The following is a 26971-nucleotide window of genomic DNA, read 5'->3' on the forward strand; positions in this document are numbered from 1 at the left end:
AACCGGTCATGGCATGGGTGGTTAGTTGCTCGACGAGAGGGCGTCCAGGCGGTAACTCTGAATGGCCAAAGTCCCGACTGTCCTTAGGTTCGGCGCGTAGATTGCGATCACCAGCGTCCAGCTGTAGCCACGTTGCGCATCGGCGCCCGTGATGGTCGTCGTCGGGACGATCGTGAAGCGGTTGTCGAAGATGCCCGACACGCGGTCCGTCACGTACTTGTTGATGTCCTTGATGAGCTGGGCGCTCGTGCGCTTCGTGTCACCGGAGAACGTACGACGAGCCTTGTCACCGATCTTCTCGAGCTGGCAAATCGCCATCGCGTTGAAGAACGAGTTCAGCACCGACGTGTCGTTGTCGTAGATCGTCTTCAGCGCCGGGAAGTAGGCCTTCCGACGCTCAAACGCCTCGACACCCACCATGCCGTTGGTCCAGTCGACGTTGCGGACCTTCGCCGGCCAGAACACGCAGTTCAGATCCGAGAACAGGTCGATTTCCGAACCCGGCGTCGTATCGAACGCGTTGCCCGACTTCCACTTGCCGTTGCTCGCGCCCATGTACCCCGCTGCCTTCGAGGCCAGTTCGATCGTGAGCGGAAGCGGCTTCGTGTACTGGCTGCCCGTGAGCGTGCCCGAGCCTGGTACGATCATGCCGCGCATGGTCGGCGTGCCGAAGTAATCCGATTCCGGGAACTGCTGGAGGTACGCCTTCAGCGCGATCGCCATGGACGACTCTTCTTCCGCGGTGAGCGGGGGCGAGAGGGTCGAGAACGTCGACAGGGCGACGAACGTGTCCTTGCGCTGCGAGATGAACTGCGCGATCGCCTTCTTCGCGGTCAGGGGGTAGCCCGAGTCCCAGAAGATCGATTCCGGTGCCAAGACCATGTCCTGAACCGGGTTCGTCAGATCCGAGTAGATCGACATGAAGTCCGACACGAGGCCTGCGAAGAGGGTGTCGTTCATCGTGCCGTCCGAACCGCCAGCGGCCCAGAGGGTCGTCGATTCGCCCAGGTAGGCTGCATCCGTGCCTTCGGAGTCGATCTGGAACGTCGAGTACGGAGCGCCCTGCGAGGACACGCCGCTCACGAAGTTGAAGAGCCACTCTTCGCCGTCAGCGCCGGTGAAGTCAGAGAACTGGTTGATCGCCGGAGTTTCCGCGGCATAGAACTCGCCGACCAGCTCCGCGACATTGCTGTCGTAGACGTGCAGCTTGCCGAACGTGCCGAAGATGTCAGCCACGCCGCTCGGGTCGTTCAGGCTCTGGTACGACGAGATGAAGATGTCCTGGATCGAGATCTGGTTGTCCAGCGCCACGTTGATCGTGTTCGGCTTGAACGTCACTTCCAAGGACTGCGAGCCAGCGATCGACGCTGCAACCTTGCCCGTCGCGTTGGACGCACTGCGCTGCACGCAGGCGACACGGAAAGGGTAGACGAGGTCGTCTTCGATGAAGTTCGGATTGGCCGGCGTGCTGGAGTTCACGGTCGGTGCCCAGAGACGCAGGCCACAGTTGTTGCCGTACTCGCCGAAGCTCGACACTTGCAGGTCGAGGATCGGGAAGCGGGTCGAGGTGGTCGACGTGCCAGACGTTTGGTCACCTGCCATCTGGGTCGCGGTGCCGAAGTCGCTTGCGCCGTTGGTGTAGCTGACTTCCGAGAGCACCCACTTTGCGACGAAGCCGGGCATCGTTGCGCCGTTGCCGGTTACGGCGACCTTCGCCCCGTTCGTGTCCGTCTTGAACGAGCCATCGGTGTTGCGTTCGTATTGCTGGATGTCCGTCGCCAGCACGTCCAGCCACAGACGCAGCGACGCCGGGGGATTCGCATCCGCCGGTTGCATCCGTCGCACCTGGATGGCGTTGCCTTGTCCGTTCACCGTGCTCGCGAGCACGGTTGCGTGGTTTGCCCACTTCTTGCGCAGATCGAAAGAGTCCGCGCCGTAGATGGTTTGCAGGTCCGCCCCGGACACCAGCTCGGTCGTCAATGGGCCCTTCTGCGTGTACAGCGGGATCAGCGGGAGGTGCTGCGGGATCTGCTCCGGCGTCGGTGTGACCTGCTGGGTACTCAGATCCTGAGTGCCCTGCATGATGGTCATCGGAGCGCCATTGACAATCTGTGCCGTTGTCATGGTTGAGTTCCTGTCAATAATGGTATGGGTTCGAAGACGATGCGCCGCATCATATTAATTCCGACGTTTCGCACTACTTAGGTGTATGACCCCGGCACACAGACCCGGTGTGCAAGAAACGCACGAATTTCTTTAAGACATAGGATGCTGTCGGTGCCCCGACGGCATGACGCGACGAGGCTCTAAGATGAAGCTCTTTTACACTGCATACGACACGACCGCGTGCAGCGGCTACGTGTTGGACAAGCTCGAGGCGAGCCTCAAAGCGGCGGTGATTCACCTGCAATATCACCGTGACAACGGCTCGAACATCATCGAGATTCAAGGCAACGGATCGGTGGCGGCAGCCGTGCCCGAGTTCCAGCACCCCTTCATGCTCGAGTTCGATGGCGAGAAACTCATCTGCATCGACGCGCGCCCGTACGGCAGCTTCGATCGCCTGAAGGGAACATTCGTTGTTCGCAACACGATTGAGCATGCGCTGCTTCTACGTCGCGCTCAGCTGAACGATGTCTGGATCAACGAGGACTCGGCACTCTTGCGCGATGTCTCCCCGGTCGCGATGAACCTCTTCGCGAGCTGGGTGAGCGAGAACGTGGCACGGCGCTTTGCGCTGGACCCGAAGGAACAGCTCAACCTCGCTATCCTCGCGGCGTTCCATTACCAGTCGCTCTTCACCGACGCGTCGTTCCTCGACGACACGATGCGCATGAAGATGGCCACGCAGATCTCGCGCGGCATGCGCTGCTCAGCGGAAGACGTGCTCTCGGTGCTCGACGACCAATCGCGTCCCTGCCACAGCATTGCTGACTTCTGCTCGTTCGCCGCCGGCGCGACCGGAAGCGTGCGCCTGCAAGCCTTCAATCCGGGCGTGCTGGTGAGCATCATCAAGGGAACGTGGTTCGGCGTCGGCGCAGCAGAAATGCTGGCTGTGGCGCTCGAGCATCCGCCCACCTGGCTAGCTCTTCTGATGGCCGCGCACGTGGAGCGCACCTACAAGAATTCGGGCCTCGCCAAGCTCGTCGAGCGTCAGGCGCACAAGGAGCCGAACAAGCAGTTCCTGCGCGCTGTGCTCAACCTCACGCAACTGGCAACCGCCTAATTCCTCTCAAGACTCAAGACTCCTGGGGTGCTGTATGGCCCCAGGAGTATTCGCCATTGGGTGACTCATGTTTGATTACCTCGTCGATAACGCACTGAAAAATATCTGGTGCGCGCCGGCGCAAGACCGGCAGGACATCTTCCAGCTGGCGAGATTGACGCCCGATGGTGGTGCGATGAACACGGTTCAGGTCGGCTGGAGACAGTACGATCTCCCTTCCAAGGGCGTGTACTTCCACGTGTACCAGATCGGTCAGATCAGCCCGCACATGGTCGGGCTGCTTTCTTCGGCGACGTCATGGACCACGTTCTCGACGGCCATGAACGCGAACAATCTGATCGCGGATCTATACACGAACGAGGGCTTGCAGATGCCTCGGTTCCAGTCGTACTTCATGGTCACGAAGAATAAGAACCTCATCGTGGCAGTCCAGTTCGAATCGCCCATCGCGGTCAACCTGGACACGGACGCACTTTTTCTCCGTCTGTACAGCAACGCGTTCTTTCAAAGTCCGCGTGCAACGCTCGGTGCGACCAAGAACTACATCGAGACGGCGGGTGTCGTGCCTGCCTTCAAGAGCGACATCCTGAACATTCAGAACAAGATTGCGGCGCTCGCGACGAAACCCGGCGCAGTGTATGCGTTCATCAACGGCTACAAGGTCGATCAGGTGAACGTGCTGACCGCCCAGATCGGGGATGTTATCGAGTACCTCTACGACAGCTCGGTCTACAAGGTCGTCGACTTTCCGTTTCTGAATCTGCCCACGTTCAGCAGCACCCTCGATAGCAAGTTCAAGTATCTGCTGCACTACAACGGCACGAGCGACAACACGATCGACTTCCAGGACGACGTGGACGTGTGGATCTATTACACGTTCCCGAGCGGCTTCACCAAGGGTCTCTACTACCATCACAACCGTCCGGACGCCCTGCGTAACGTCACGCATCGCGACTACTCGATGCCGACCGCGTATGTGGCCGGGTTCGTGGCAGATCAGGATGATTGGGTAGCGGCGGCCAAGGTCACGATCCGTCTGCACATCCGTCAAGCGGGGTTCGCGCGACCGCTCGCCTACGAAAGCAATCGCATCATGGAGCTTTACAAGCTTCCGGACGCGGGCATCGTAAGCGCCATGGCTGGCGCCAACTCGACGCTCGAAAATTGGCAGGCCGCCACGCTCGAAGCATCGTCGTATGCGCAGGTGATGGGCGCACAGCCGGCGACGAAGGTCACGCGACAACTGGTCGAAGACGCGTATGGCTATAACGCGACCAGTCAGCTCGTCGGAAACAGCCCGCTCATTCCGACCAAGCAATCCGGTCAGTTGATCGTCACGCTGCCCTACAACCTGCAAAGTAACTCATCCGCGTGGGAATACGACAGCGAAGGCACGCTGCTCGGTTTCTATAACCATGCGAGCGGTGGCGTCTACACCTGTCAGAACAGCACCTGCGCCCTTGTCGAGATGTACGCCGGTACGGCAGGCCAGCAGTTGGACGACACGTACGGGATGACGACGCAGACGCTCAACCCTGCGCTCGACTACCGCATGTACACGTGCCCGGTCGATCAGATCACCGGCAAGCCGACCTATGCCTGGGAAGACGTGACGGGCAGCAGCCAGTACTCGATCGTGGGCACGACGCTCACATGGGCGATCGATCCAACGAAGGTCTACACCTGCGTGCGAAGCAACAAGGTGATGCTCGCCTACACGCTCTACATCCAGCCGCAGGAAGGCTACCTGCCGATTCAGATCCAGCAGGAAGGCATTCGGAACTATGTGTTGCAGCTCTTCGCGATGCAGATTCCCATGGGGCAACTCGATGTGTTCGTGAATGGCCGGACGATGATCGACGAGCTCGACTTCGTGATGCAGTTTCCGACGATCATGATCAACAACGTGACGGCGCTCGACTTCCCGCAAGACAAACAGCAGCAGATCACGATTCGTTGGAGCGGATTCTGCAATCGCGATCTGACGCCGCGCAGCTATCGTGAAACGGGCTGGGTGCAGTACGGTCTGCTCTCGAACAACAACCGCTACAACATCCGGGACGACGACGTTACCCGGATCGTCATGGGCGGGGGTGTCTATCCGAAGTCCGCACTCAAGTTCGCGGAGAGCTCGGCGGATGTGCTGGGACCGCAATCCATCAACGGACAGCCTTACCAGATTCAGAAGGTGGTGGTGCCAATGTTGGGCGTGACCACCGAGGACACGTACGTGTATCTCGAGAAGGCAATGGCGATCGACAAGGCCGTCGAAGATTACATGACCTTGTACTACCCGCTGCCCCAAGCGAGTGGTCCCGACACGATCACGGAGTTGTATCCGGTCTTCAGTCCGTTCTCCTGCAAGATCATCTACGACCTTGTGCTCGGCATCATCGACGAAGCACCGTTCAGGCAGTTTTACAACGACGCGTATGTGAAGCAGGTGTGCGCGCCGTACGAGTACTTGCTGGCGTACGACCCGACGCAAACGGCGAACCGCCCAGACCCGAACTTCGTCACGATCCGCCCGCACAACCTGACGGTCACGATCTCGCTCGACCTGTACGCCTACAACTTCCTGAATCACGTTATCCGCATCTACCTGAACGGTCTGGTGCAGTTGAACAACTTCGTCTCGATCGCCAGCATCAGCAGCGCCAGCGCGATCAGCAGCAGCTAATTCTTTCCCTCTTTGGAGTCGTCAATGGCTGACGCAGTCAATCTGCCGACCGGCACCGACGGGGGCGTCCCGATCTACAACCCAAATGGGCTGTGGCAGATCTGGGCGCTTCAGTCCGTCTTTCAGGGCCAGTCCGGCAGTAACATGTACATCCCGAAGGTCAACGACTACGTCTGCGACTACACCACGAACGACTGGTATCGGGTGGCGGTGGTCGATCCGGTGACCTACATCCCGACCCTGGTCGCGCTCACCACGGCGCCCAATGCCGTGATGACCTCCGGCGATCTGCTTCAGGGTGTGGGGCCGGGCACACAGGCCGATACTTACCGCGTCTATCTGGATACGAGCGTGATCCCGTACTCGCTCGCGGTCGACGCGCGTCTGTGGTTCCCGGGCGACGAAGCAGCGTTTGTGAAGATCTTCACAGGCGCGGACTTCTCGAACAACAACAACTGCATCTCGGCGAATTACGATCAGTCCGGCAAGTTGCTCAATCAGGCGATTCCGACCACGCCGAAGACCGTCACGTTCCCGGACGGCTCGTCTGGCACGGTGATGACGGTCCCTGTCTGCTACACCAACGTGCAAGTCGCTGATGGCACGCCGGTGACGGCCGTGGCGTACTCGAGCTCGGGCATGGTCGTCTCGAAGCGACAGCTGCTGGTCGAAAACACCTCGTTCATCCGTCTGGCGGATACGGGCGTGAAGTATGTGACGGGCATCCAGCTGCTCTCGCCGTTCCTCTCGACGTCTGATCCGACGCTCATCCAGTTCCCGGTCAACGTGCTGCTCTCGGGCCTGAACCTCATGGGTGTGGTGCAGTACAGCGACGGCTCGTCGGCAACGCTGCCGGTGGATGGCACGAAGTTCCAGATCTTCGGTTTCGACAGCTTCGTTTCGACGGTCGTGGGCGAGAAGTTCGACCTGGTGCTCAAGTACAACCTGTCTTCGGACGAGGCGGTCTATGGCGCGAACTCGGTCAACAACGCCAAGTTCATCACGTCCAAGTACAGCGCTGTCACGATCAACGAAGACGGCGACTACACGCTGAAGCTCTTCGCGTTCCCGGTGTGGATCGACGCGGTGAGCGGCTACCGCCTGCAGTGGTACCTGTACGAACTCGATCGCAGCAACTGGTGGAATGTCACGAGTCTGGTTACCTTCTCGCCGGCCTCGCCCGCATTCCAACCGCTGGGCTACGGTATCCAGCAGAACATCGAAGGTCAGGTTCAGCTGAACAAGGTCGATCCGGGCTTCACGAACTACCTGTTCACGGCGACCGTAGCGATCACGCTTCTGGCACCGGGCACACAGTCGTCGCCGTGGGAAGTCCAGTTCGAGCCGGGTCAGCAACCGCCGTTCGGTCCGGGCAACTTCGCCGCGACCACGATGTTGGCGGCGAACAACTACACCCTCAACCTGACCAGCGGTTACGCGTCCCAGGCGGATTGGCTGCAAGCGTTTTACTACAACGCGCTGCCATTGACCGATCTCGCCCAGGAAGCAAGCGTGCCGGTGCCGACGCACTTTGCGATTCAGATGCCCGACGGCAGCTCGCCGATCGTCTGTCTGCTCTCGCAGTGGAACTCGACGCAGACCTCCACGACGCCGATCGCCGATCGCAGCACGTTGTTCATCACGTTCTTCCTGCGCACCAGCACAAACGACCTTCAGCTCTCCATCGCGGGTATCCCCGTTCAACAGACCAACTGATCAATCTGTCGTCTGTCCCGCCTTCCCCCGCTGGGGAGGACGGGGTGGACGGCGTGTTGTTTGGTTCATTGAGAAAGAAAATGATTCTGTTCCTTGAAGATTGGTATCGCTATCCGAACGCCATCATCGATACCAAGACGAGCAATCAAAGCTACGTCCGTCTCGCCTCGGTTTATCGAAAAATGGGCGTGAAGAACAACGCCTTCTGTCTGGCACTCATCAATCCTGCGCTCCAGGGTCTCGACCCGTTCGCGCCCGATCTTACGATCGAGGAAATGGCCGCGGTCGCTGTTGAAGTCAAGAACAACCCGTGGTACTTCATGCGCGAAATCGCGCGCGTCCCGCCGATCGGTGGCGGTGGTTCGACACCGTTCGAAGGCAACCGGGGCAACGTAGCGCTGTTCTGGTGCTTCTTCAACCACGTCATGACGTTCCTGATTCAGATCCGTCAGACGGGTAAGTCGCTCTCGACCGACTTGTTGATGACGCTGCTGATGAATTTCCGCTGCGAGAACACGGAAATCAACTTGTTGACAAAGGACGAAACCCTCCGCAAGACCAACATCGACCGACTGAAGAAGTGCATTGACGAGCTGCCGCCGTATCTGATCCAGCGTAACCCGAAGGTTGATACGAACAACACCGAGGCGATCACGATCAACTCGATGGGCAACATCTACAAGACGCACGTGCCGCAGGCGTCTGAGAAAGGCGCCTACAAGCTGGGTCGCGGCCTCACCTCGCCGATCATGCACATCGACGAATCGCCCTTCCAGCCTAACGTCCAGATTGCAGTCGGTTCGGCACTGGCTGCAACCGGTGCGGCAGTCGATAAGGTCAAGGCCAATGGTGGCGACTACGGGACCATCTTCACCACGACGGCTGGGAAGATCGACGATAAGGACGGTGCTTTCATTTACGGATTGCTTCAAGCGGCTGCGATTTGGACGGAGAAGTTCTACGACGCGAAGAACCAGCAAGAGCTGGAGGACATGGTTCGTAAAGCATCGCGTGGCGAGAGGGGTGGCGTCTATCGGGTGAATATCACGCTGAATCACCGCCAGTTGGGCAAGACCGATGAATGGCTGCGTGAAAAGCTCGAAGCGTCGACCGCGAGCGGGGATGACGCGAACCGAGACTACTTCAACATGTGGACGGCGGGCTCGCTGACCAACCCGCTGCCGATCGCGATCCTCAAGGCGATCACAAACAGCGTGCAGGATGTGAAGCACACGGAGATCAGCCCGCAAGGCTACGTCACCCGCTGGTACATCGAGGAAGAAGAGATCGAGCAACGGATGGCCGAGGGTCGCTTTGTGATGGGTATGGACACCTCCGAAGCTTCGGGCGGTGACGACATCTCGCTCTACCTCCAGGACATCGAGACGTTGGAAACGATCGCGGCCGGAACGTACAACGAAACCAACCTCATCACCTTCTGCGAATGGCTGTGCAGCTGGTTCGCCCGCTTCTCGACCTTCACGGCGAACATTGAGCGCCGCAGTACGGGCGCGACCGTGCTCGACTACTTGTTGCTGATGTTGCCCGCGATGGGAATCGATCCGTTCGAACGTCTCTTCAACAAGGTGGTGCAGGACTACGACGAGATGCCGGACCGCTTCAAGGAGATCCAGGTTCCGATGGGTCGTCGCCCCGCGGACATCTACGTGCGGTACAAGAAGATGTTCGGCTTCACAACTTCGGGCGGCATGGGTGCAACGTCACGCGCCCTGCTCTACTCCGAATCGCTTCAACTCGCAGCGAAACGCGGCTGCACTGTCGTCCACGATAAGACGCTGATTGAGCAGATTACCTCGCTGGTGTCGAAGAACGGTCGTATCGATCACCCGGCAGGCGGGCACGACGACATGGTCATCGGCTGGCTGCTGAGCAACTGGCTGCTGACGAAAGGCAAGATGCTTTCGTTCTACGGCATTGACCAGCGTCGTATCGGTGCAGCGTTGGGCGGCGCAACCGAGGAACAGGTCATCGATCGTCAGACGCGTCAAGAGCAACAGCAGATACGCGAGCAGATCGAGACCGTCTACGAGCAACTGTCGAAGGAGTCGAACGAGTGGATCTCGCAGCGTCTCGAACATCAGCTCCGTATGCTCGACCGCAAGTTGGTGTTGGAACAGGGCGAGATCTTCAGTTTGGATACGCTCCTCAACAACGCTCGCGAGAAGAAGCGCGAGCGCATGCGAGAAGGTGCGTCGAACAGGCGGAACATGCCGCAGTCCTATAACAACATGCACGGGCATTTCAGCGATCGACCACCCACCATGTCGATGAATGCGTACGAGCGGAGATTCCTCCGGGCGGCATAAAGGCATAATTGCCAGAGCGGATCAATCCGCTCTGGCAATTATGATGTTTTGCCGTCTATACTCGTGATTGATTCGTGGACGTTCTTGAATACCTACGCAAGAGGTGAAGAGATGGCTGTCCTAGAAATGACTCGAGATCCGGAATGGTTGTTAATGTCCTCTGAGGAAAAGATGGAGGCCAGTCTTTCAGAGGCGCTTCAGTTTTTTTACACAATCGACGAGCTGCCCATTACAACTCCAAAAGTTAAAAATTATTTAGTTTTCTTATCGGATTCGCCAATCGAGGAGCCGTCCGACTACGAGTATGGAATCGCTTGCGTACTAGCACTCCACTTTCCGAACTTTCTACTTCGCGGAATTAGCTCAAATTCAGATCGCGAGAGGTTGGCCGAAATACGAGAAAGAATCCTTTATCCCTTCTTAGAACACCTGTACGACGCGGAGGCAATTACCAGCACGCTTGCTGAATACGTAGGTGCCAATTTCGGAGACGTAAGAGCTCAAATTGGAGTTACGCAATTCAGTTACGACTCGTTAAGCGCACTGGTGAAGGGGATATTTGAAGACACCAATTTTAAAATTTTTAGGGCCTCGCTACAAGCAGCAATGGCCTTGAAGCCGGAAAGCAATAAACATGAGCGAGATTTCGGTGGTCTAGAGGAAATTCTTCTCGAGCGAATTGGGAACCGTGCTGAAGGTTCCCAGAATTATCCGGAATACCTCGGAAAGTTGAGACGCGCCGAATACCTCGTCGAACGAAGTTATTCCAATCTAACATTGCGGATGGCTTTACATTTTCGTGGACACGAAGGTTTTTCCGGCGCCGTGTTAGGAGGGCTCGGATTGCTCCTTCTTATCTTGAACCAAATAACCGGAGCGTCTTTTGGTCTTATCCCGAGCGCTTACGCTCAATCCGGTGCTCCGCCAAATAAAGTCGGCTTTACGCCGCCCTTAGGTATTCCTCCATCGTTTTGGGTTTGGATGGTCGTAGGCTTCTACGCGTTTCTGCTTTCGGTTCTGATTGTCTTTTTGTGGAAGGGCTATCTGGCAACACCGAAAAGCGAGAAAGCAGCAAGCTTCATCGATCGGTTCGGGACGCTTGCACTCGGCGTCTTTCTAGGCAAAGTAACTGGAGCATGAAGGGCATAAGGGCCAGCGCGGAGTAATCCGCCCTGTCCTCTATGACATTACCGATCGAAGATCAGTCCGCTCGTGCTGCGCCGATCAAGTCGGCTGATGAGCACGTCAAGGTAGGCTTCAATCGCCCCCTGCTTCTGTATAATCTCGTTTGCCCACGTGTACGGACGCGGAATATCCGCGGTGAAGTTTCCCGCAATCATCCGAAGACGCTCTGGGGCCTCGGGTGGCACCAGCGTATAGACGTGGTAGCTCGCCATCAGGCGCGACGGCATATAGAAGCGCTCATACCTGCGCTCGTAGTACGTCGCCTCGACACAGATGCTGAGATCGTATCCTTGTACCGTGTGAATGGAAAGGCTGCTCACCTCTCCCTTCGTTGACTCTTGCACCCAGCTCGGGCCCTGCAATCGTGCAATTCCCCGTTGCACCATTGCCCGGCCCCATTCCCAGAAATCAACTAGCAGTGCCATAAGGGCGATCCTGAGAAGACAAAGAAAACAGCACCTACTTGTTGGTGTAGTGCTGCATGGTCATCGTTCGAATGACCAGGTACAACAGGACCGACGTCCGGACCGATGCAATGACACTCTCATTGCGATTGCCCGTCGCCTGCTTCACGCACCACTCCGCTTTCTGTCGAAGGGAGAAGAGCGCAGGGTCGATACTGCGCGAGGACGTGTAGACGCCTTTCAGTCGCGCAAGCAGTGTCGGCAGATCCACATGGTTGCGCACCATCGTACGTTCTTCGGCCAGATAGTCGAAGCTGTGGATCAGCACCTCGTTTAGCAGCTCCTCGATCTTGCCGGCGCCCGACTGGCGATAGTTGTCCGAGAGCCACGTGAGCGTCTCGCGGAAGAGTCGCGGCGGCGTCGTATGCATCAACTTCTCGATCACGCCCATCAGCTCTTCGCGCATGAATGAAGCTTTGTCCGTGATGAGCGAATGCAGGTACCGCGTGTAGGCAAGCAGGTTCTTGTTTCGGTCCTTCAAGAACACTTCGCCGTCGTACTCCATGAGCGAGGACGTGGACTGGATCTTGATGCCCTGGTGGTGGACCTGCAGGAACACGTCGTAGATATTCTTCAACATGTCCCGAATGCGACCCTGCGTGTCGTTGAGCAGGTAGATCACCTCCAGATCGTTGTTCATCTTGGAGATCGCATTGAAGTGCAGGCCTTCGGGCGAGATCAGATCTTCTGTTCGCTGCTCGAGCACGCGGTTCCAGCTCCCGAGCTGCTTGATCGCGTACTTGCCGGAGAGCGCAGCATACGTCGCTTCGGCGGTGGCACGATCCGCCGGATACCGGAAGTGACGATAGAGACGCGAGGTCAGGAATTTGTACTGCAGCACGAGACCGACATCCACCATCGCGTCGTGCTTCTGCTGCGGATTCAGCTTGGGCGAGTTATACAGCGCATGCATGAGCCACGCGCACGACAAGTTCATCGTGTCGCTCGACACATTGAACGTCGGATTTACCGTCGGCAAGGCGAGCAGACTTTCGGACAGACCATTCTGGTCCGCCTTCAAAATTTCATCGAACCACTGATCGCGGTCCGCGTCGGTGAACCGCACCACTTCCACACCCAGCAGGTTGCCGCCGAAGAACTTGATGTGGTCTTCGTTCTTGTGCGCGAACGAGGTTCTGTAGATCGCGAGCTTCTTCGCGAATGCGGCATCGAAAACCAGGCCACCGCAGGCCTCGGTGAAGACGCCCTGAATAGTCCCAGGCATGGTCGCTTCCTCAAGTATTGGCTCGGACATAAAGCGTCCGGATCACAAGATTGGCGCCGGCATAAAGCGCGGCAGGTCTCCCCGCCGCGCGACGCGATTACCAGAGCCACCACGGCGTCATCATCAGCTCCATCTGGGAGCGGACCATGATTGATTGCAGCATGTAAAACTGGACCGGGAAGACCATCACGCACCCCGCTTCTTTGCGACCCACGCGGCAGCGAACGCCTCGAGGCTCGGATACACCTTCACGCCGTATGCTTCAGCGAGCGCTTCCAGCGCCTTGCCGAGATACTCGATACGTTCCGTCGGCACGCCGCTATCGTCGCCGTTGACGGAGGGATTGGTGGCATCCATCACGAGCACAAATTCCGCTTCGTCGAGGTCACGATCAGCGAGATCCTTGCTGACCTCGACGATGTTTTCCGGCTTCACGTCGCTCGCCGCGACACCGTACACCACGGTCGAATTGCCGTCAGACGGCGTCGCGGCGCCGGCCATCTCGACATCGTTCACGAGTTGTGCGATTGCCAGCGCGTCATTGGCTTGCGATTCCGTCGCCACACCGCCTTCCGGCGGATCGTTGGATGTGGGACGCGCGTAAGCCTGAGCGAGTGCTTGTGAGAAGACTTCCGAGAGCGGACCTTTCAGTTCCAGCATCTCTTTATCCGACGCGCCTTGCGCCGGGGTCTCTTGTTGGCCGACGAATTCGCCTTCCAGCGCAGCTTTGAGCAGGGACATAGTTCCTCCGGGGATATTCGGACGAGCGCAGACCAACTGCACTCAAACACAGGATTAGCGTGCGCCGCCGCTCCGACCGCCGCCCCGCCGCGCCCCGGCCGCCCTTTTGGAGGTTTTGCTTTTTAGTCGTTATCCTTTCGTTGATTCTGTTCTCGTTGTTGTTCTGTGTTGTCTGTCTATGCCTTCTTTCGATGCAACATCTTAGAAACTAAAAGTTGGTCAAACTTGACTCATTGAGGCTTCCGCAGAGAAGCCTCTTAAATACATACGACCGACGGAATAAAAAAATACCGTTCTATCTGCATTCTTTGCATCGAAAGTCACACACAACAACACCAAGAAAAAGTGACCTTCAATATATAAAAAATGAATGGGTTTGGGGGAGGGGGGCCGTCGATCCAAGGAGAGGGGACGAAGGTCCCCTCTCCTCTATCTATTGCAGGAAAAAACCCCGCTTTTTCTGGGGGGAGGGGGGCCGAAAGTCCGGCCGGCCGCAGGCTGGCTCTTATGCCGGTGTGCGGGGAAGAAATACTGAGAAACCGTAGGGTATGCGACATCAGCACATTTCTAAACCACAGTAACAAGGACAACACCAACATGGCCACCAAGAGCATCACGAAGAAAGCAGACGTCACGAAGGCACCGGCAGTCAAGGCCGCAATCGCTCCGGTGAAGGCACCTGCGAAGAAGGCTGCCGCAAAGTCGGTCAAGCCCACCGCTCCCGCGAAGGTCGCTGACGCAGCAACGGCCACGGCGCCGAAGGCGATCAATCCCAGCGTCGCGGTCAAGAAGCTGCCCGCTAAGGAAGCAGTCGTCGCAAAGCCCGCTGTAAAGAAGGCCGCCGCGACGAAGCCGGCTGCGAAGAAGTCGCTCGCCCAGAAGAAGGCTGAAGCGAACTCCGCGTTCAAGAACCTCGTCTCGAAGCCGGCCGAAACGTCGGCGGTCGCATCTGCGCCGTCGCTCGGCAAGGAACTCGGCCGGACATTGCGAGAACTGCGCAAGAAGGCCGGACTGACGCAATCGCAACTGGCCGCGAAAACCACGCTCAGCCCTTCTTCGATTTCCGAGGTTGAGCTCGGCCGCCAGTCACTGACGATCGATCGTCTGCACGAACTCCTGAACGCGCTGGGCTTCAACGTGAAGTTCGATTTGGTCCCGAAGACCGGCTATTGAACGGACCGAACGAAACATGAAAAACGCACACAGCCTGCTGTTCCATGGCTACAGCTTCCCGCTGGAAGATCGTCCGTTTCTGAAGGCGATCGCCTACGACCACATGGGCGACAAAGCGGGACAGAAGTTCCTGGCGGAATGGCGCGAGACGCTACGCATCCTGTCGTCGCACCCGGGCTTCTCGGCGACCTACGGTGTGCACGTGTTGCCGAACGAGAACGGTGGCCTGCTTCCCGAGGTCCACGAGCACGTCGCGCTGCTGGGCGATGAAGCCATGCCGTTCGCGACGCTGCACATGACGACCCAAGGTATCGGCGATCATGCGTATTACCATAGCGTCTCCTACGCTATTCAGGAACTCGAGGCGGTCCTGAAAGCCATGAACAGCGCTGTCTTCGAAGGCGAGTACCAGCTGGGCACTGGCCAGAATGGGGAAAGGCGAACGCTCCAGTTCGCTACGCTCTTCTACGAACTGCGTCGCACCTTGCTTGCTCACTCCCATGCGGTTAAGGTCACCTGGACACCCGGGGTCAATGGCACCATCGATCTGTTCGTCGAGCCGAGCCTCCGCGACATATGTCCCCGTAGCGGTGTGGTCTTCACCTTCGTGTTGCCGGAGGAGTTCAACCGCGCCGTGCGGCAGATGAGCGAAGCTGCCGCGTAATTGACTTAGCGTCATGAGGGCCCGGGATTTCCCGGGCCTCTATGCTGTCAGCGATTGCCGCCGATCATAAGTCTAAGATACCTAGAGTAACTCTCCGGGTCGTTCATGAACGCGACTTTCCTCCAACGAGTGGTCAAGTGGGTCTGGTACAGCTCTTCGGCGTCGGCATAGCCGTCGATAATCTCCTTGATTCGACCGAGCGTCTGCCCACCACGCAATTCGCCCATATCCAGTTGGACGACGTAGGTGTTGTAGATGTAGGACTTGACCGCGAATTCCACCAACTTCACGAACGACAGATAGCTGCGCAACTGAATGTTGTTCAAGTTCTCGTCATTCGCCACAGTGCAGCGCAGATACGCATTGGCCGGCATCGTCATCACATCGCGAACGAGCACGACGTTCTCACCGATCAGTTCGAGCCGAGCCGTAGACGTTTGGGGAATCATCCCCATCGCATCCATTACGGCCTGACCTGCTTGCAACATCATGTTGTTCTGGCCGTTCGCTGCAATACCTGCTGCCGAGACACGCGAGGGATCCGCGAAGGAGATATTGAGCACGGACATGATCGTCCGACCGTTGGTCATCCTCTTCGGGATGCGGTAGACCGATTCGTAGATGCTGCCACCGCTCTCGCACAATCCGTCGAGGCAAATCCAGATCTCAGTGCCACCAACCAGGTTGCAATCGATCAGCACGCGCGGTCGCATGACCAGGTTCATGATCTGATCGTCGATGCTCTTCGGCGTGTCGCGCCAACGTTCGACACGTTGAACGAAAACGGTGTGCAAGACCTCGGGCGGGATGCGGAACTTGATGTCTGCGAGGGCCTTGGTAATGGGATTCATGGGGGGATCTCCCGGGACTCAACCCAATAGAAAAATGGCGATATATCACTTTACTGGAGCTGTGACGTACACAGCATTCGCCGAGTGCTATTTAGGTCGCAGTTATTTTTTATCCCCGTCAGGCTTGTTATGACCAACCACAAGTCACAACCCCAAGGAACACCAACCATGACTACGCATGAACGTGAACGCGGCCGTGTACGCCTTTACGCCTGTGGCGGCGCAGGCGTGAACGTAGGTCACAAAGTCGATCGCGTCGCGCAGAGCAACGACGAAGCGTTCGCCCAGCTCGACGTCGTATACATCGACACGTCGAAGTCGAACCTGCACTCCGACATCAAGGCAGAAAGCGTCTACCTGATCGACGGCCTCGACGGCTCCGGTCAAGTGCGTCGTGAAAATCACGGCGCCATCAGCGAGCGCGTGCGCGACATCCTGCAGACGTTCAAGCCGGTCGATCTCAACATCGTCCTTTCGTCGGCCGGTGGCGGTTCCGGATCAGTGATCGCACCTTCGATCGTTTCGGAACTCCTCGCGAAGGACTATCCGACGATCGTCATCTGTGTCGGCGATGACAGCACGAAGAAGTACAGCGAGAACACACTGAACACGCTGAAGTCCTACGACCAGATCGCGTCGACCGTACGTCAGCAGCCGGTCATCATGTCGTACCTGCAGAACAGCGCGGACATGACGCGCCCCGTCGTCGATCAGCGCGTGCAGCATCTCGTAGCCGCACTGTGCCTGCTCTTCTCGCGCCGCAACCGGGAGCTGGACTCGAAGGATCTGTACAACTGGCTGCACTACCAGAAGGTCACTTCGTACAAGCCGGCGCTCACCGCGCTCACGCTCATCGAAGACCTGAACGCCACCAGCCTCAGCAAGATCGGCAACCTCATCAGCATCGCGACGCTCACGATGCCTGACGTCGATCCGAGCCTGTCGCTGCGTCCGGAAGTGCAGTACGTCGGCTACATCGAGGGCGACACCGCCTCCGACAAGCTCAACATGCTGGCACCGTTCCACTACGTCACCTCCGACGGCGTCTTCGCGGAAGTCGCCGCCGGACTGAACACCGTGCTCCGCGAGCTCGAAGAGCAGACCGCCGCACGTCTGAACAAGGCAGGCATTTCGACCAGTGCTGATCAGGCTACCGATACCGGCCTGGTGTTGTAACTGGTGGCGGGATCTGATGCGCGGGCTGTGCTTAACCCCCGCGTGCCGGATTCTGATCAAACGCGGATACTCGTCAAAGACGGCGCATGACGTGCACATGCGCTCGTTCGTCCCCAAGCTAACTGCACACCCTAAAGAGCCGGATACCGCGGTCAAATGGAGGCCGTATGGACCCCACGCTCTGGCGGGTTTTGCCTGGGACATGACGAGTCCGCTCGCCAGATTTCTCACCTGACATCGAACAAACAAGAAGCTTCTTTATCAGGAAGCTGGTCATCGCGAAGTGTGCTGACACGAGACTTGAGTTCAGCCACCCGAGGCATCGGGCTGGTCCCGAGAGGGAGCAATTGTTTCGAATGAGGTCCAAGGCACTGTCGCATCGATCGAGGTTCAGTGAGAACCAATCTACCGATCGTCCCGCAGGATCCGATTGCTCGGAGGACGGGATGATCCCAACCAGCCTGCGAAGGCAGGTTTGGAATGCGTTCGCGCTGAGCGCATTCCAAATCAACATCAACAGTTACGGACGACGGCGAGCCGGTATGCGCGATACCGGGCCAGACGAGCACGCCTAACCGGTTTGGGCATAGCAGCAGTCTGAAAAGGGCCGGGGGTGAAAAGTCCCCACGTCGTCCACCCGATCTAGGAGAAAGCATGAGCGATAAACAGCAAATCGAAGAACGCGTTAAAGCCATCGTATCGGCTCAGCTTCAGGTCCCCGTCACGGACATCAGGAACGAGGACACGATCGTCGCAGTCCTCGGTGCTGACTCGCTCGATGAAGTCGAGATGCTGATGGCAATCGAGGACGACTTCGGTTTGGACATCCTCGACGAGGACGCGGAAAGCTTCAAGACCGTTCAGAGCATCATCGACTACGTCAAAGGCAAAGTTCCGGCCACGGTCTGATTTTTCTTAACCGGCGCGCGCCGCTTGCGGGAACTTGGCTCCCGCGCTGCGGTGCTCTTTTGTTGGGCGTCGGCGCGCAAACGGCGCGCCCTGCCCGTTGGGCGTGATGGTGAGCTAACACAATGTGAGGCCCGCGTTTGAACGTCACGCCCGCGCTACCTTGGCGCCGGTAGTCGCAGGGTTGAATTCAGTGCAACAAACTTAGGCTGCAGTAGTTTAGGTCTCGATCAATCCAAGTGATTGACTTCGATCAGATCGCCTGGGGAGGTGATGTGAGGAAGGCGCTCATACCTGATTTCAATCCTGCGTTTGTCCCAGTCTCCGTCACTCGCTACGCGCTGGTTGGCGCTGGCCGCGAGCGGGGCCCATTCCGAGACTGGATTCCATCAACATCCGCAAAACAACCGAAGAGGTCCGCCATGAAGTAGGTTAGCTCACGCTCCCATTTCCAGTCCGATTGACTGAAGCCATCCATCAAGTGACCCTCTAGTGAGTGGTAAGACATTCCGCATTCAGTCTGGAACATATAGCGTCCACCTACGCGGCTGCGCGGGCCTGGCACGAGCATCGACTCGAGCCAACAAGGCAGCGCGCAGGCTAGTGCTGGCCTAATTGCTGATCCACTGTTTGCACGACGTCGTGATGGTCTCCCAACTGCTCAGCGGGATAAAACAAAGAGCGTCTGTCTCCGTACTGCTCAGCCGGACACAGCAGAGCTACGGGCCAATTCCCCAGGATCGCATTACGCGAGGAGGGAGTTGGCCCTAATTGCCTTTTATGCCGTCAATTCAGCCAGCCAGTGAAACAAACGGAACCCGTGTAAAATCCCGGCCTGTTTGTTTTCCAGAATGCCTCTAAAAACGCTCAGAAACGCTTCTGACGGGCTCGTGCTGGGAAGTTTATATCTCCACGTCAAATCGTGTAGAGACCAGGAGCCAGAAGTGTTTCGACAAGCCACTCTCATTCAGGACATCCGCGAGTTTTTCGCGATTATCCAACCGCCGTTGCTGGAAATATTCGAGCAAGACAACGTCTGCTTCTCGGGAGCATCAATCGAGGACACGGTGGAATGGATCATCGCGCAGCAGATCGAGAACTGCTACGGCCTGTCCGTTCAAGGACACACCCGCGAGCGCTCGGTCTACAGCGCACTTCACGATCAAGTTGCGAATGCCTTGCCGTATCCCATCTCGTTGCCGGTTCGACAGTTAATAAAGGTGCCGTTGATTTACGACGACCAGTCCGTGAGCATCGATCTTCGAGGCACGGATTTGTACGTCTTCTATTACATCGACACCGCCCTCCTTTTCACTAGGCCATGAACTACCCGATTATTCAAACACTCAGGCTGGACCCGTTCCCCATCGCTTCGATGATTGAAGCGGTCGTCGGCGACTACCTGGTGAAGCCCGCCCCGGGTATCTATGCGAAGGGGAAGTTCGACCCGGTGATGCATCCGAGCGGCGTCTACTATCAGCAGGGTAGAAACGAACGAGGCGACATCGGTAACTTTGTTGTCCGGACAATCGCCGACATACAGCGCGGTACTGAGGTCAGAGACCTGGACGGCAATGTGGTCGTGACGCCCGGGCAAATCCCAATGCTCTCCAACGATCCGACTCTGCCGACCCGCGGCATGGCGATCATTGAACGCCTCCTCATCGATACGCTTTCGATCTACGGCGACCAGCGCAAGCGGAGCGCTCGACAAGATGACTTCGCCCAGGTCGCTGCCGTCATCCACCCTGACTATCGCTCGGACCCCGAGATTGCCAATCAGATTCTGGGTATGGCAAGCCCCATTCGTGGGCAGGTGCGGGACTTCGCAGGCGAGAACCGCTGGGTCATCCACTTTCTGCACAGGGAAGGCTTCGGCTTAATGGTCGAGAAAAGCATCGATTTTCGAATCGCTGACTGGCACCGAATGAAAGGATGTGCGTATGACTAGAGTGCCAGTGCTCGGGCAGCCGCTCTCGCACTTCGTGCGGCAGCCCAAACGCCATACGTGGATTGGCATGAGCCACGTGGTGAGCCTGCTGCGCTTGAGGATTCGCGATTACTGGGCCCAACACCGACGCGTGCAGTACGGCGTTCTCGCCGAGCCGCCTCGCCTGATGGACATCAACATCTGCCCGTTCTTCGATGCGCTCGTACAAGAAATCTTTGGCGGGCATGACGGGGACGTGCGGAATATGGGACAGCTCGTTCAAAGCGAGGCTGAGCTGAAGAAATTAGGGATCGATGAACGCACCGCTCACGAATTCGCCGAGGAAGCGTTCTCCGCATTCGTCGAGACGGTCGGGCAAACCATGCCGGAGGTCTCTTTCCAGAACCGAGAGGGCCTCGCGTTCGCGATGACCGAATACGACTTGCTCGTCACCCGCCCGTACTAGGGGGTGGCAAGGGGTATAATCCATGAAACCAATAGTCCTCGATACGCGCTCGCTGATCCGGGATTTCCAAGAATACGCGCCGTTCTTCGAGTTCTACGATTCCGGCCTGAAGGACCTGGTCCGGGAAGCCATTCTCACCCGCTCCTTCAACAGTCCGTACACGACGAACTACCACCACGGCCATCGCTACGCTCGCGGTCTCGCGGCGAAGGTAATGGAAGACTTCGAGTACGCGGTCGATCGTCATCACGATCTGTACGGGAAACAAAGTCTGCGTGACATTCTGAATCAGGATCGCGCCCTGTTCAATCTCGGCGTGATTCGCTTTGTCGCGGAAGAGATGGAACAGGCAGCCGATATATTGCTTCAGCAGCACCTGCGCACCAAACTGTTCGAGATCGCACAGGACAGTTGCGGCGAGCAGATGCGCCCGCGGTGGATCGGTTCCGATCTGCTGGTCTTCATTCGCTTTCTGACCTCACGGGAGTGTTGACCATGTACTTCCGCGCGACTCGGAAGCCGCAGACGCTTGTACTGGATTCGCCGCCTGAGCTTCGGATTCTCCGGGCTTGGGTGGCGAATCCTTCTATGCCGACTGTTGACATCGACTGGCTGTATTCGCAAATCTTCGATGCGATCGGAAACTATCAGGAAAATATTTGGAAGCAGGAACTGTATGGAGTAGCTGACCGGATGGCCTTCAGCGACATGCTTTACGGTCACAACGACATGTCGCAGATGGAGCGGGACGATCTGGCGCTGAAGATCATTAGCGCTGGCCAAGCCACTGCCGATTACCTGTTTCGTATGCGAGCGTATGAGAGTGACGGTTACTTCCCGTACGCGTTTTCTGAGTTCAGATCCGACGGTCTGTTGGTCTTTCTCGCTCGCCAGCGAACGGCGAGCTGATTTCATACACGACGAAAAATATGGGCTATTCATTTTTCAGACCGCGCCACGAGCCGGACAGCGTGATTCTGGAGACACGCATGCTGTTGGGACCGCTCTTCAGGCGGCTGCCCCATCTCAAGGAAGATACCGACGAGTTCATCGGTCGGGTCCTCGACTGTCTCGCATTCGAGAAGGAAGCGCAGGATCAACTGAGCCTCATGTGCGCGGAGCTCGTCGACGACTTGCTGCATATGCCGTTGCCCGAGAGTGGTCCCAAGCTTCGGTTGGGTCGCTTTGACCCCGAAGAGGAGCGTCAGGAGCGTATCGATATCGTCACGCGCCACTCGAACGAGATGTACAAGTTCGGTCAGGACCTGCTCGAGCAGCTGCAAGCCCTCCGACTGTATCGCGGCGGCTACCTGCACTATCAGTTCGGCGAGCTGGTCGGCCATGACATGCTGATGCACCGCCTGATGGTGCCGAAGCTCACGACCAAGATTCCCATCGACTATCTGACCGACGAAGACCTCTGGGAACGCAGCCAGGTGCACCGGAGGGGTCGTCGATAAACAAGGAGCCCAGCGTGCCGGAGCATGATCGAGAAGTCAACTTCTCAAAACGGATGGTTATCCCGGTCGCTGACCTCATCACGCAATACCGTCGAGACTTGACCGGTCTCACGATCACGCCCTTCGGGTTCGAAGAACTCGTGAGGCAATGTATCGACATCTACATGGGCTGGGAGGGAGACGAAAGCCAGCTGGCCGAGCTCCCGCAAATTCATCGTATAGAGATCCCAGAGTTGAGAGGGGAGGATTATCAGGCAGTGTATGAGAAGGTGACGCGTGCCACTCAAACATTCGCCTGTGAATTGTTTGGCCGGTTGTCGCAGGCTGGCGTATTCCTCAACAGGAACACGTTCGGCAACATCAACTATGCGTTCGATCGCTTCCTCGGCAACGACATCGTCCTCTTTCACTTTCCTTATTAGCGATTCAATCGGTGAGCGCCCATGTCGTACAACTATCAGATCGGTCAGGTCATCAGCTTCGACGTCTACCCCACTCCCATTCTGGGCAACAGCTTCGAGTATGTGACGGTCCTCGCCGTCATGGACCAGTCCACCGCTAACGGCATCATCGATACGGTGGCCAACCACATCAAGATGTATCCGTACTTGAAGCCGCAAGGAACGCCCAACGACCCGGCTCAGTACAACTACATCAAGGTGCGCACGCAGTCGGGTGCGATCACGGCGCTCGGGATGCCGTGGATCAACGAAAGCACGATCAAGGTCTGGACCTCACAGACGATCACCGCTGTCATCAGCGGCGTCACCGCGAGTGACATTCAAGCTGTCCAGAACGCGCTCATTAGCAACGGCTTCCCGAACATCTCCGTCACTGTCTCGGCAATGCCGGGTTCTTGATCGGTATATTGTGACAGAGTGCGGGAAACGCACCGTCGCCAAGGGGGAAAGTGGTGAAGTAGTTTCGGGGGTAGTACCGCGAGAACCATAGCACGTTGATTGCAATTTCCTTTGTTTGCCTCTTCCCTCGGGAAGAGGCTTATTCCCCGCAAAGATGTTTTTTTTTGCCTACCCCTCGTCAAACGAACTCGCGGCCCAGCTCCAGGGATTGGCGCAATCACGATTTACCTCGACCTTCAACGCGCCATGCAGGGTGGGGACGTTATCCATATCGGACACCCTCCCCGCCCACACGACCAACTGCTCATTTGGTGATCGTCGTGTAGCTGCTCCTGGTGTTACCTAAGTGCGCGCTGAAGTTTTGAATGTCTATGCCGAAGCTTGGCGTTGAAACGCTAAACGTTCCTGTTGCTGGGACGCCGGCTTCGTCGAGGCTGATTTTCTGAGTGAAGCCCTGATAGCGAGTAGTTTGCTTAGTGTCCGTTTCGAAGGGCGTCCCAGCAGCGGTCAGTGCCATCTGAATTGTAACGAAGTCACTTCCATCGACTGAAGGAATCTGACCAGATGCAGTCGCTGACTTTGGAGGTCTGCTTCCACCGCCGTCCTTGAACGAAAATTGCACGTCGCCTGCGTATAGTGCGTAAGAATAGGCTTGCGTACAGTCATCCCACCAGGACATGTAAACTTCCGCAAACGCGAGGGAGGTTACGGGGGTGCCGCTGCCTTTTGAATGCGTAGCATTTGCGGTAACGGATATAAATACCGTTCCGTCCGTCCGACAGGTAGCGCTGAAGAACCCCAACCCGCTTGCTGCCGCTCCGGTTGACTTAATGGTTAATACCTCCGCAGCCTGGCCCGATGCAAACATGCTCGAAGCTGCAATAAACGCGATAGCCGCAAGGGCCTTGCTGATCACCGTGCGACCGTAGTGAAATTGTTGGATGAGGCGACGCATGCTCATTTTGACCCCTCTATCAGATAGAGTCGCTCGCTGCTGTAGTAACGAAGGTTGCTCAGGGAAAAGGAATGAACTGCTTGCAGCGACTTTCTCCTCTTTAAGGAGATACAGCGAAAGCGTTAGTGGCACTTATTATCAGCATACGGCAGGTGGACCAAATTTCCGCGCCCGTAAGTCTAACTATAGCAATCCGGAAGGAAAATGAAAGTCTAATATTGCCGTGAAGCGGCACGGACGGATCCGGTTTCGTTTCAACGAGGAAGCCAAAACACGCACGCTCAGGTCACCCAGGCGATCACGCTTATGAGAAGCTCTTTCACTAGCGCGCTCGACGTCGAACTTACCTACCGATTTACTGACGAGCCTTCCTCGGTAGAAAAAATACCGCGCGGGCTCATGATTTGACTGGAAGTGATGCGCCAGTTCAACTCGTGTAATGACGTTCCTAATGCGCGAGCATGCGGGTGGTAAAAAGGGCATGACAGTGTCCGGTTAGCCTGCTGAGCGGCCTTGGCCGATAGCGGGAACTCTGATGGGGATCGGAGGGGTGTCAACGGAGACGATTCGTAGCCGGTGGGTCTCGCGGCCGTCGCGCCTTTACTTCCTTGGAGGAAGCGACGGCCGCACCAAGAGACACACCTGGGCTCGTCATCTTCGGCTTTGCTCTGGGAAGAGGCCTTCGGGTCTCTTCCCTTTTTTTTGCCGTCTTCCCGGATCGAGCGTTTTTTATTGCGCGAATCAATCCTGTACGAGAAAGAAAGGAATTCCCATGTCCACCTTCGACAATCCCTTTGTATTGCCGGCTTCGAAGTACGTCAGAGACATTGATGTCATGCGCCACTACGTCGATCAAAGCGTCGAGTACCTGTCGGCGATGACCGGCGCTCCCCGCGAACAGTGCTTGGCGTTCGTGAAGAATAACCTGCGACCAGACGGCAAGTTCCCGTTCAAGGACCCGGCCGTGCTGTATCTGCGCCGCAACGAGCACGGCGACCGTGAACAGGTAGAAGGCACGCTCGGCGGCTACCTCTCTGAGTCGATCAAGGAACGTCAGCTCATTGCGCCCACGCTCACAACCTACTACCACCCGGCAGTCAAGAAGTCGCTGCTGGCGGGTTTCATTGACGCGAACGTCAAGCGCCGCGGCGTGGCAAAGAAAGCCATGTTCCAGGCACGCATGGACGGCAATTCCATCCTTGCGATTCTGAAAGACAACGAGCAGACGAACATGAAGCTCTCGAACAACGCATGTTCGGGCGCCCACGTCAGCGCATCTACCCCGCTCTTCAACAAGACCGCACACTCGACCCTGACCTCCAACTGCAGGTCGACCGCGGGCTATGGTTCAGCGAACAACGAAAAGTTTCTGAACGGCAACCGGCACTACTGGTCGCCGGACATCGTCAAGAACAACATCGTCTCGATTGTCACCAACACGGACTACGACTCGATCCTGCTCGCAATGAACGAGTTCGGGATTCGTCACCCGAGCGTCGAAGAGACGATGGAGTGCATTCGCTACTCGACGCAGCTGTATTTCCGCGACGAAGCAGCACACCGTCTGATTGAGCAGTACGTCAGCAAGCTCACGGACATCCAGCGCAGCGCGTTCGTCTACACCGGCGATCTGTACCACCTGATGAAGTTCAACCGGGAGATCGTCTACAAGTTCGTGCACGAGCTGTCGTCCCGTATCGGTGAGGCCCATCCTGATCCGGACAGCATCATCAAGAACGCGCACGAAGATCACATCGCCCTCGCCTCGCAACTGTGTCCGAGAGAGATGAAAGGCAAGAAGGTGAAGGACGTGGCGGGGACGGACGCGTATGGAATTCTGGCGTCAACCGTGGCACACATCGGCCAGGTGATCACGGAGTACAAGAACCTGATCAAGGCGTTCTGGGTGACGAAGAACGTTCCGGCTTCCCTCGCCCACTTCCCGGAAAGCATCCGTCGTTCGGCGCTGATGGGTGACACGGACTCGACCATCTTCACGGTGCAGGACTGGGTCCTCTGGTACAACGACGGTCGCCTTGGCTATGACGATCGGTCGTCCGGCGTGGCAGCTACGATGATCTTCCTGGCGGCGCAGACCATCACGCACGTGCTCGCGCGTATGTCCGCCAACTTCGGCATCGAAGAAAGCCGGATCTTCCAGGTGGCGATGAAGAACGAATACAAGTTCGACGTGTTCGTTCCGACGCAGGTGGCGAAACACTACTACGCCTCGATCGGCTGTCAGGAAGGCAACCTGTATAAAGCGCAAGAGCCCGAGATCAAGGGTGTGCACCTGAAGTCGTCGGATGCCCCGCCTGCCGTGATGGCAAAGGCGAAAGCCATGATGATTCGGATCATGGACACCGTAATGGCCGAAAAAGGCGTGTCGCTCAAGGAAGTCATGGGCGAGATTGCCGCCCTGGAACATGACATCCGGACGTCGATTCTGGAGCGCTCGAGCTACGAGTACTTTCGCATGGGTCAGATCAAACCGGCTGCGTCCTACACGCTTGGACCAGAGCAAAGCAATTTCGCGCACTACACCTTCTGGAACCATACATTCGGCCACAAGTACGGCGAAGTGCAGGAACCACCCTACAACTCGGTCAAGATATCTGTCGATCTGAAGTCGCCCGTGAAGATCAAGGCGTGGCTCGACAAGATGGACGATCGAGATCTCGCTTCGAGGTTGCAAAGCTGGTTTCTCAAGACCGGGAAGAAGGCGATCAGTACGTTCCACGTACCGGAACAGATCATCCAGTCCAAGGGCATTCCAAAGGAGATCAAGAGCGAGATCGCGATTCGGAAACTCATCACGGATACCGTCGCAGTGTTCTATCTACTCTTGGAGAGCCTTGGCGTCTATATGCAGAACAAGCAGATGACGCGCTTGGTCAGTGACCACATGGCTGCTCCAGTGAAAGATCTGGAAGCAGCATAGCGCCGAGTATCGACCAACAACATTG

Annotated in this window: 24 protein-coding genes; 18 read left to right on the forward strand and 6 right to left on the reverse strand. The window is 57.3% G+C overall.

Annotated elements, in window-relative coordinates; all coding sequences use genetic code 11:
- Positions 1-21 precede the first annotated feature (21 nt).
- Complete coding sequence (locus AWB81_RS09080; RefSeq protein ID WP_062634371.1) at positions 22-2124, reverse strand: hypothetical protein; 2103 nt, start codon at positions 2122-2124, stop codon at positions 22-24.
- A gap of 187 nt (positions 2125-2311) precedes the next feature.
- On the opposite strand from AWB81_RS09080, the gene AWB81_RS09085 reads away from it, so the two are divergent.
- The 5 genes from AWB81_RS09085 (at position 2312) to AWB81_RS09105 (ending at position 11089) form a co-directional block, all read left to right on the forward strand.
- Positions 2312-3226: a hypothetical protein gene (locus AWB81_RS09085; protein ID WP_062634373.1), complete on the forward strand. Its 915-nt coding sequence runs from the start codon at positions 2312-2314 to the stop codon at positions 3224-3226.
- A gap of 67 nt (positions 3227-3293) precedes the next feature.
- Entirely contained in the window at positions 3294-5906 is a 2613-nt protein-coding gene (locus AWB81_RS09090) for a DUF7193 family protein (RefSeq protein ID WP_062634375.1), read from the forward strand.
- A gap of 24 nt (positions 5907-5930) precedes the next feature.
- Positions 5931-7622: a hypothetical protein gene (locus AWB81_RS09095; RefSeq protein ID WP_062634377.1), complete on the forward strand. Its 1692-nt coding sequence runs from the start codon at positions 5931-5933 to the stop codon at positions 7620-7622.
- A gap of 44 nt (positions 7623-7666) precedes the next feature.
- A complete protein-coding gene (locus AWB81_RS09100; protein ID WP_144444112.1) occupies positions 7667-9949 on the forward strand; it encodes a hypothetical protein in 2283 nt (760 codons plus the stop codon).
- Between the two features lie 84 nt (positions 9950-10033).
- Positions 10034-11089, forward strand: coding sequence for a hypothetical protein (locus AWB81_RS09105; protein WP_144444113.1), 1056 nt, complete (start codon positions 10034-10036; stop codon positions 11087-11089).
- A gap of 47 nt (positions 11090-11136) precedes the next feature.
- Here the strand turns inward: AWB81_RS09105 and AWB81_RS09110 are convergent, their stop codons facing one another.
- From AWB81_RS09110 to AWB81_RS09120, 3 genes are all read right to left on the reverse strand, one after another.
- The gene (locus AWB81_RS09110) at positions 11137-11559 is read right to left on the reverse strand and encodes a hypothetical protein (protein WP_062634383.1); all 423 of its coding nucleotides are present in this window, start codon (positions 11557-11559) and stop codon (positions 11137-11139) included.
- A gap of 34 nt (positions 11560-11593) precedes the next feature.
- Positions 11594-12823 (reverse strand): DUF8549 family protein, encoded by a 1230-nt coding sequence (locus AWB81_RS09115; protein WP_062634385.1) that lies wholly within the window; start codon positions 12821-12823, stop codon positions 11594-11596.
- 186 nt (positions 12824-13009) lie between these two features.
- Positions 13010-13564 (reverse strand): hypothetical protein, encoded by a 555-nt coding sequence (locus AWB81_RS09120; RefSeq protein ID WP_062634387.1) that lies wholly within the window; start codon positions 13562-13564, stop codon positions 13010-13012.
- 597 nt (positions 13565-14161) lie between these two features.
- On the opposite strand from AWB81_RS09120, the gene AWB81_RS09125 reads away from it, so the two are divergent.
- A complete protein-coding gene (locus AWB81_RS09125) occupies positions 14162-14737 on the forward strand; it encodes a helix-turn-helix domain-containing protein (protein WP_062634389.1) in 576 nt (191 codons plus the stop codon).
- Positions 14738-14753: 16 nt separating this feature from the next.
- On the forward strand, positions 14754-15401 hold the full coding sequence (locus tag AWB81_RS09130) for a hypothetical protein (RefSeq protein WP_062634391.1): 648 nt from the start codon (positions 14754-14756) through the stop codon (positions 15399-15401).
- Between the two features lie 47 nt (positions 15402-15448).
- Here AWB81_RS09130 and AWB81_RS09135 read toward each other — a convergent pair whose 3' ends face one another.
- The gene (locus tag AWB81_RS09135) at positions 15449-16252 is read right to left on the reverse strand and encodes a DUF7484 family protein (RefSeq protein ID WP_062634393.1); all 804 of its coding nucleotides are present in this window, start codon (positions 16250-16252) and stop codon (positions 15449-15451) included.
- Positions 16253-16420: 168 nt separating this feature from the next.
- Here AWB81_RS09135 and AWB81_RS09140 point away from each other — a divergent pair, with 168 nt between their 5' ends.
- From AWB81_RS09140 to AWB81_RS09185, 10 genes are all read left to right on the forward strand, one after another.
- The gene (locus tag AWB81_RS09140) at positions 16421-17428 is read left to right on the forward strand and encodes a hypothetical protein (protein WP_062634395.1); all 1008 of its coding nucleotides are present in this window, start codon (positions 16421-16423) and stop codon (positions 17426-17428) included.
- 654 nt (positions 17429-18082) lie between these two features.
- Positions 18083-18337, forward strand: a complete 255-nt coding sequence (gene acpP, locus AWB81_RS09145) for an acyl carrier protein (protein WP_062634397.1) — start codon at positions 18083-18085, stop codon at positions 18335-18337.
- A 941-nt stretch (positions 18338-19278) separates the two neighbouring features.
- On the forward strand, positions 19279-19659 hold the full coding sequence (locus tag AWB81_RS09150) for a hypothetical protein (protein WP_062634399.1): 381 nt from the start codon (positions 19279-19281) through the stop codon (positions 19657-19659).
- Positions 19656-20285, forward strand: coding sequence for a hypothetical protein (locus tag AWB81_RS09155; RefSeq protein ID WP_062634401.1), 630 nt, complete (start codon positions 19656-19658; stop codon positions 20283-20285). The genes AWB81_RS09150 and AWB81_RS09155 overlap by 4 nt, the downstream gene beginning before the upstream one ends.
- Positions 20278-20730: a hypothetical protein gene (locus AWB81_RS09160; protein WP_062634403.1), complete on the forward strand. Its 453-nt coding sequence runs from the start codon at positions 20278-20280 to the stop codon at positions 20728-20730. The genes AWB81_RS09155 and AWB81_RS09160 overlap by 8 nt, the downstream gene beginning before the upstream one ends.
- Positions 20731-20752: 22 nt before the next feature.
- Complete coding sequence (locus tag AWB81_RS09165) at positions 20753-21223, forward strand: hypothetical protein (protein ID WP_062634405.1); 471 nt, start codon at positions 20753-20755, stop codon at positions 21221-21223.
- 2 nt (positions 21224-21225) lie between these two features.
- Complete coding sequence (locus AWB81_RS09170) at positions 21226-21639, forward strand: hypothetical protein (RefSeq protein WP_062634407.1); 414 nt, start codon at positions 21226-21228, stop codon at positions 21637-21639.
- A gap of 80 nt (positions 21640-21719) precedes the next feature.
- Positions 21720-22190, forward strand: a complete 471-nt coding sequence (locus tag AWB81_RS09175) for a hypothetical protein (protein ID WP_144444115.1) — start codon at positions 21720-21722, stop codon at positions 22188-22190.
- Between the two features lie 14 nt (positions 22191-22204).
- Positions 22205-22612, forward strand: a complete 408-nt coding sequence (locus tag AWB81_RS09180; protein WP_144444116.1) for a hypothetical protein — start codon at positions 22205-22207, stop codon at positions 22610-22612.
- Between the two features lie 21 nt (positions 22613-22633).
- Complete coding sequence (locus AWB81_RS09185) at positions 22634-23050, forward strand: phage DNA polymerase-associated SH3 family protein (protein ID WP_062634413.1); 417 nt, start codon at positions 22634-22636, stop codon at positions 23048-23050.
- A gap of 304 nt (positions 23051-23354) precedes the next feature.
- Here AWB81_RS09185 and AWB81_RS09190 read toward each other — a convergent pair whose 3' ends face one another.
- The gene (locus AWB81_RS09190; RefSeq protein ID WP_062634415.1) at positions 23355-24011 is read right to left on the reverse strand and encodes a hypothetical protein; all 657 of its coding nucleotides are present in this window, start codon (positions 24009-24011) and stop codon (positions 23355-23357) included.
- A gap of 766 nt (positions 24012-24777) precedes the next feature.
- On the opposite strand from AWB81_RS09190, the gene AWB81_RS09195 reads away from it, so the two are divergent.
- Positions 24778-26946, forward strand: a complete 2169-nt coding sequence (locus AWB81_RS09195) for a family B DNA polymerase (RefSeq protein ID WP_062634417.1) — start codon at positions 24778-24780, stop codon at positions 26944-26946.
- The last annotated feature ends 25 nt before the right edge of the window (positions 26947-26971 follow it).

Origin of the sequence: Caballeronia arationis (assembly GCF_001544975.2) — a bacterium.
GTDB classification, from domain to species: Bacteria; Pseudomonadota; Gammaproteobacteria; order Burkholderiales; family Burkholderiaceae; genus Caballeronia; species Caballeronia arationis.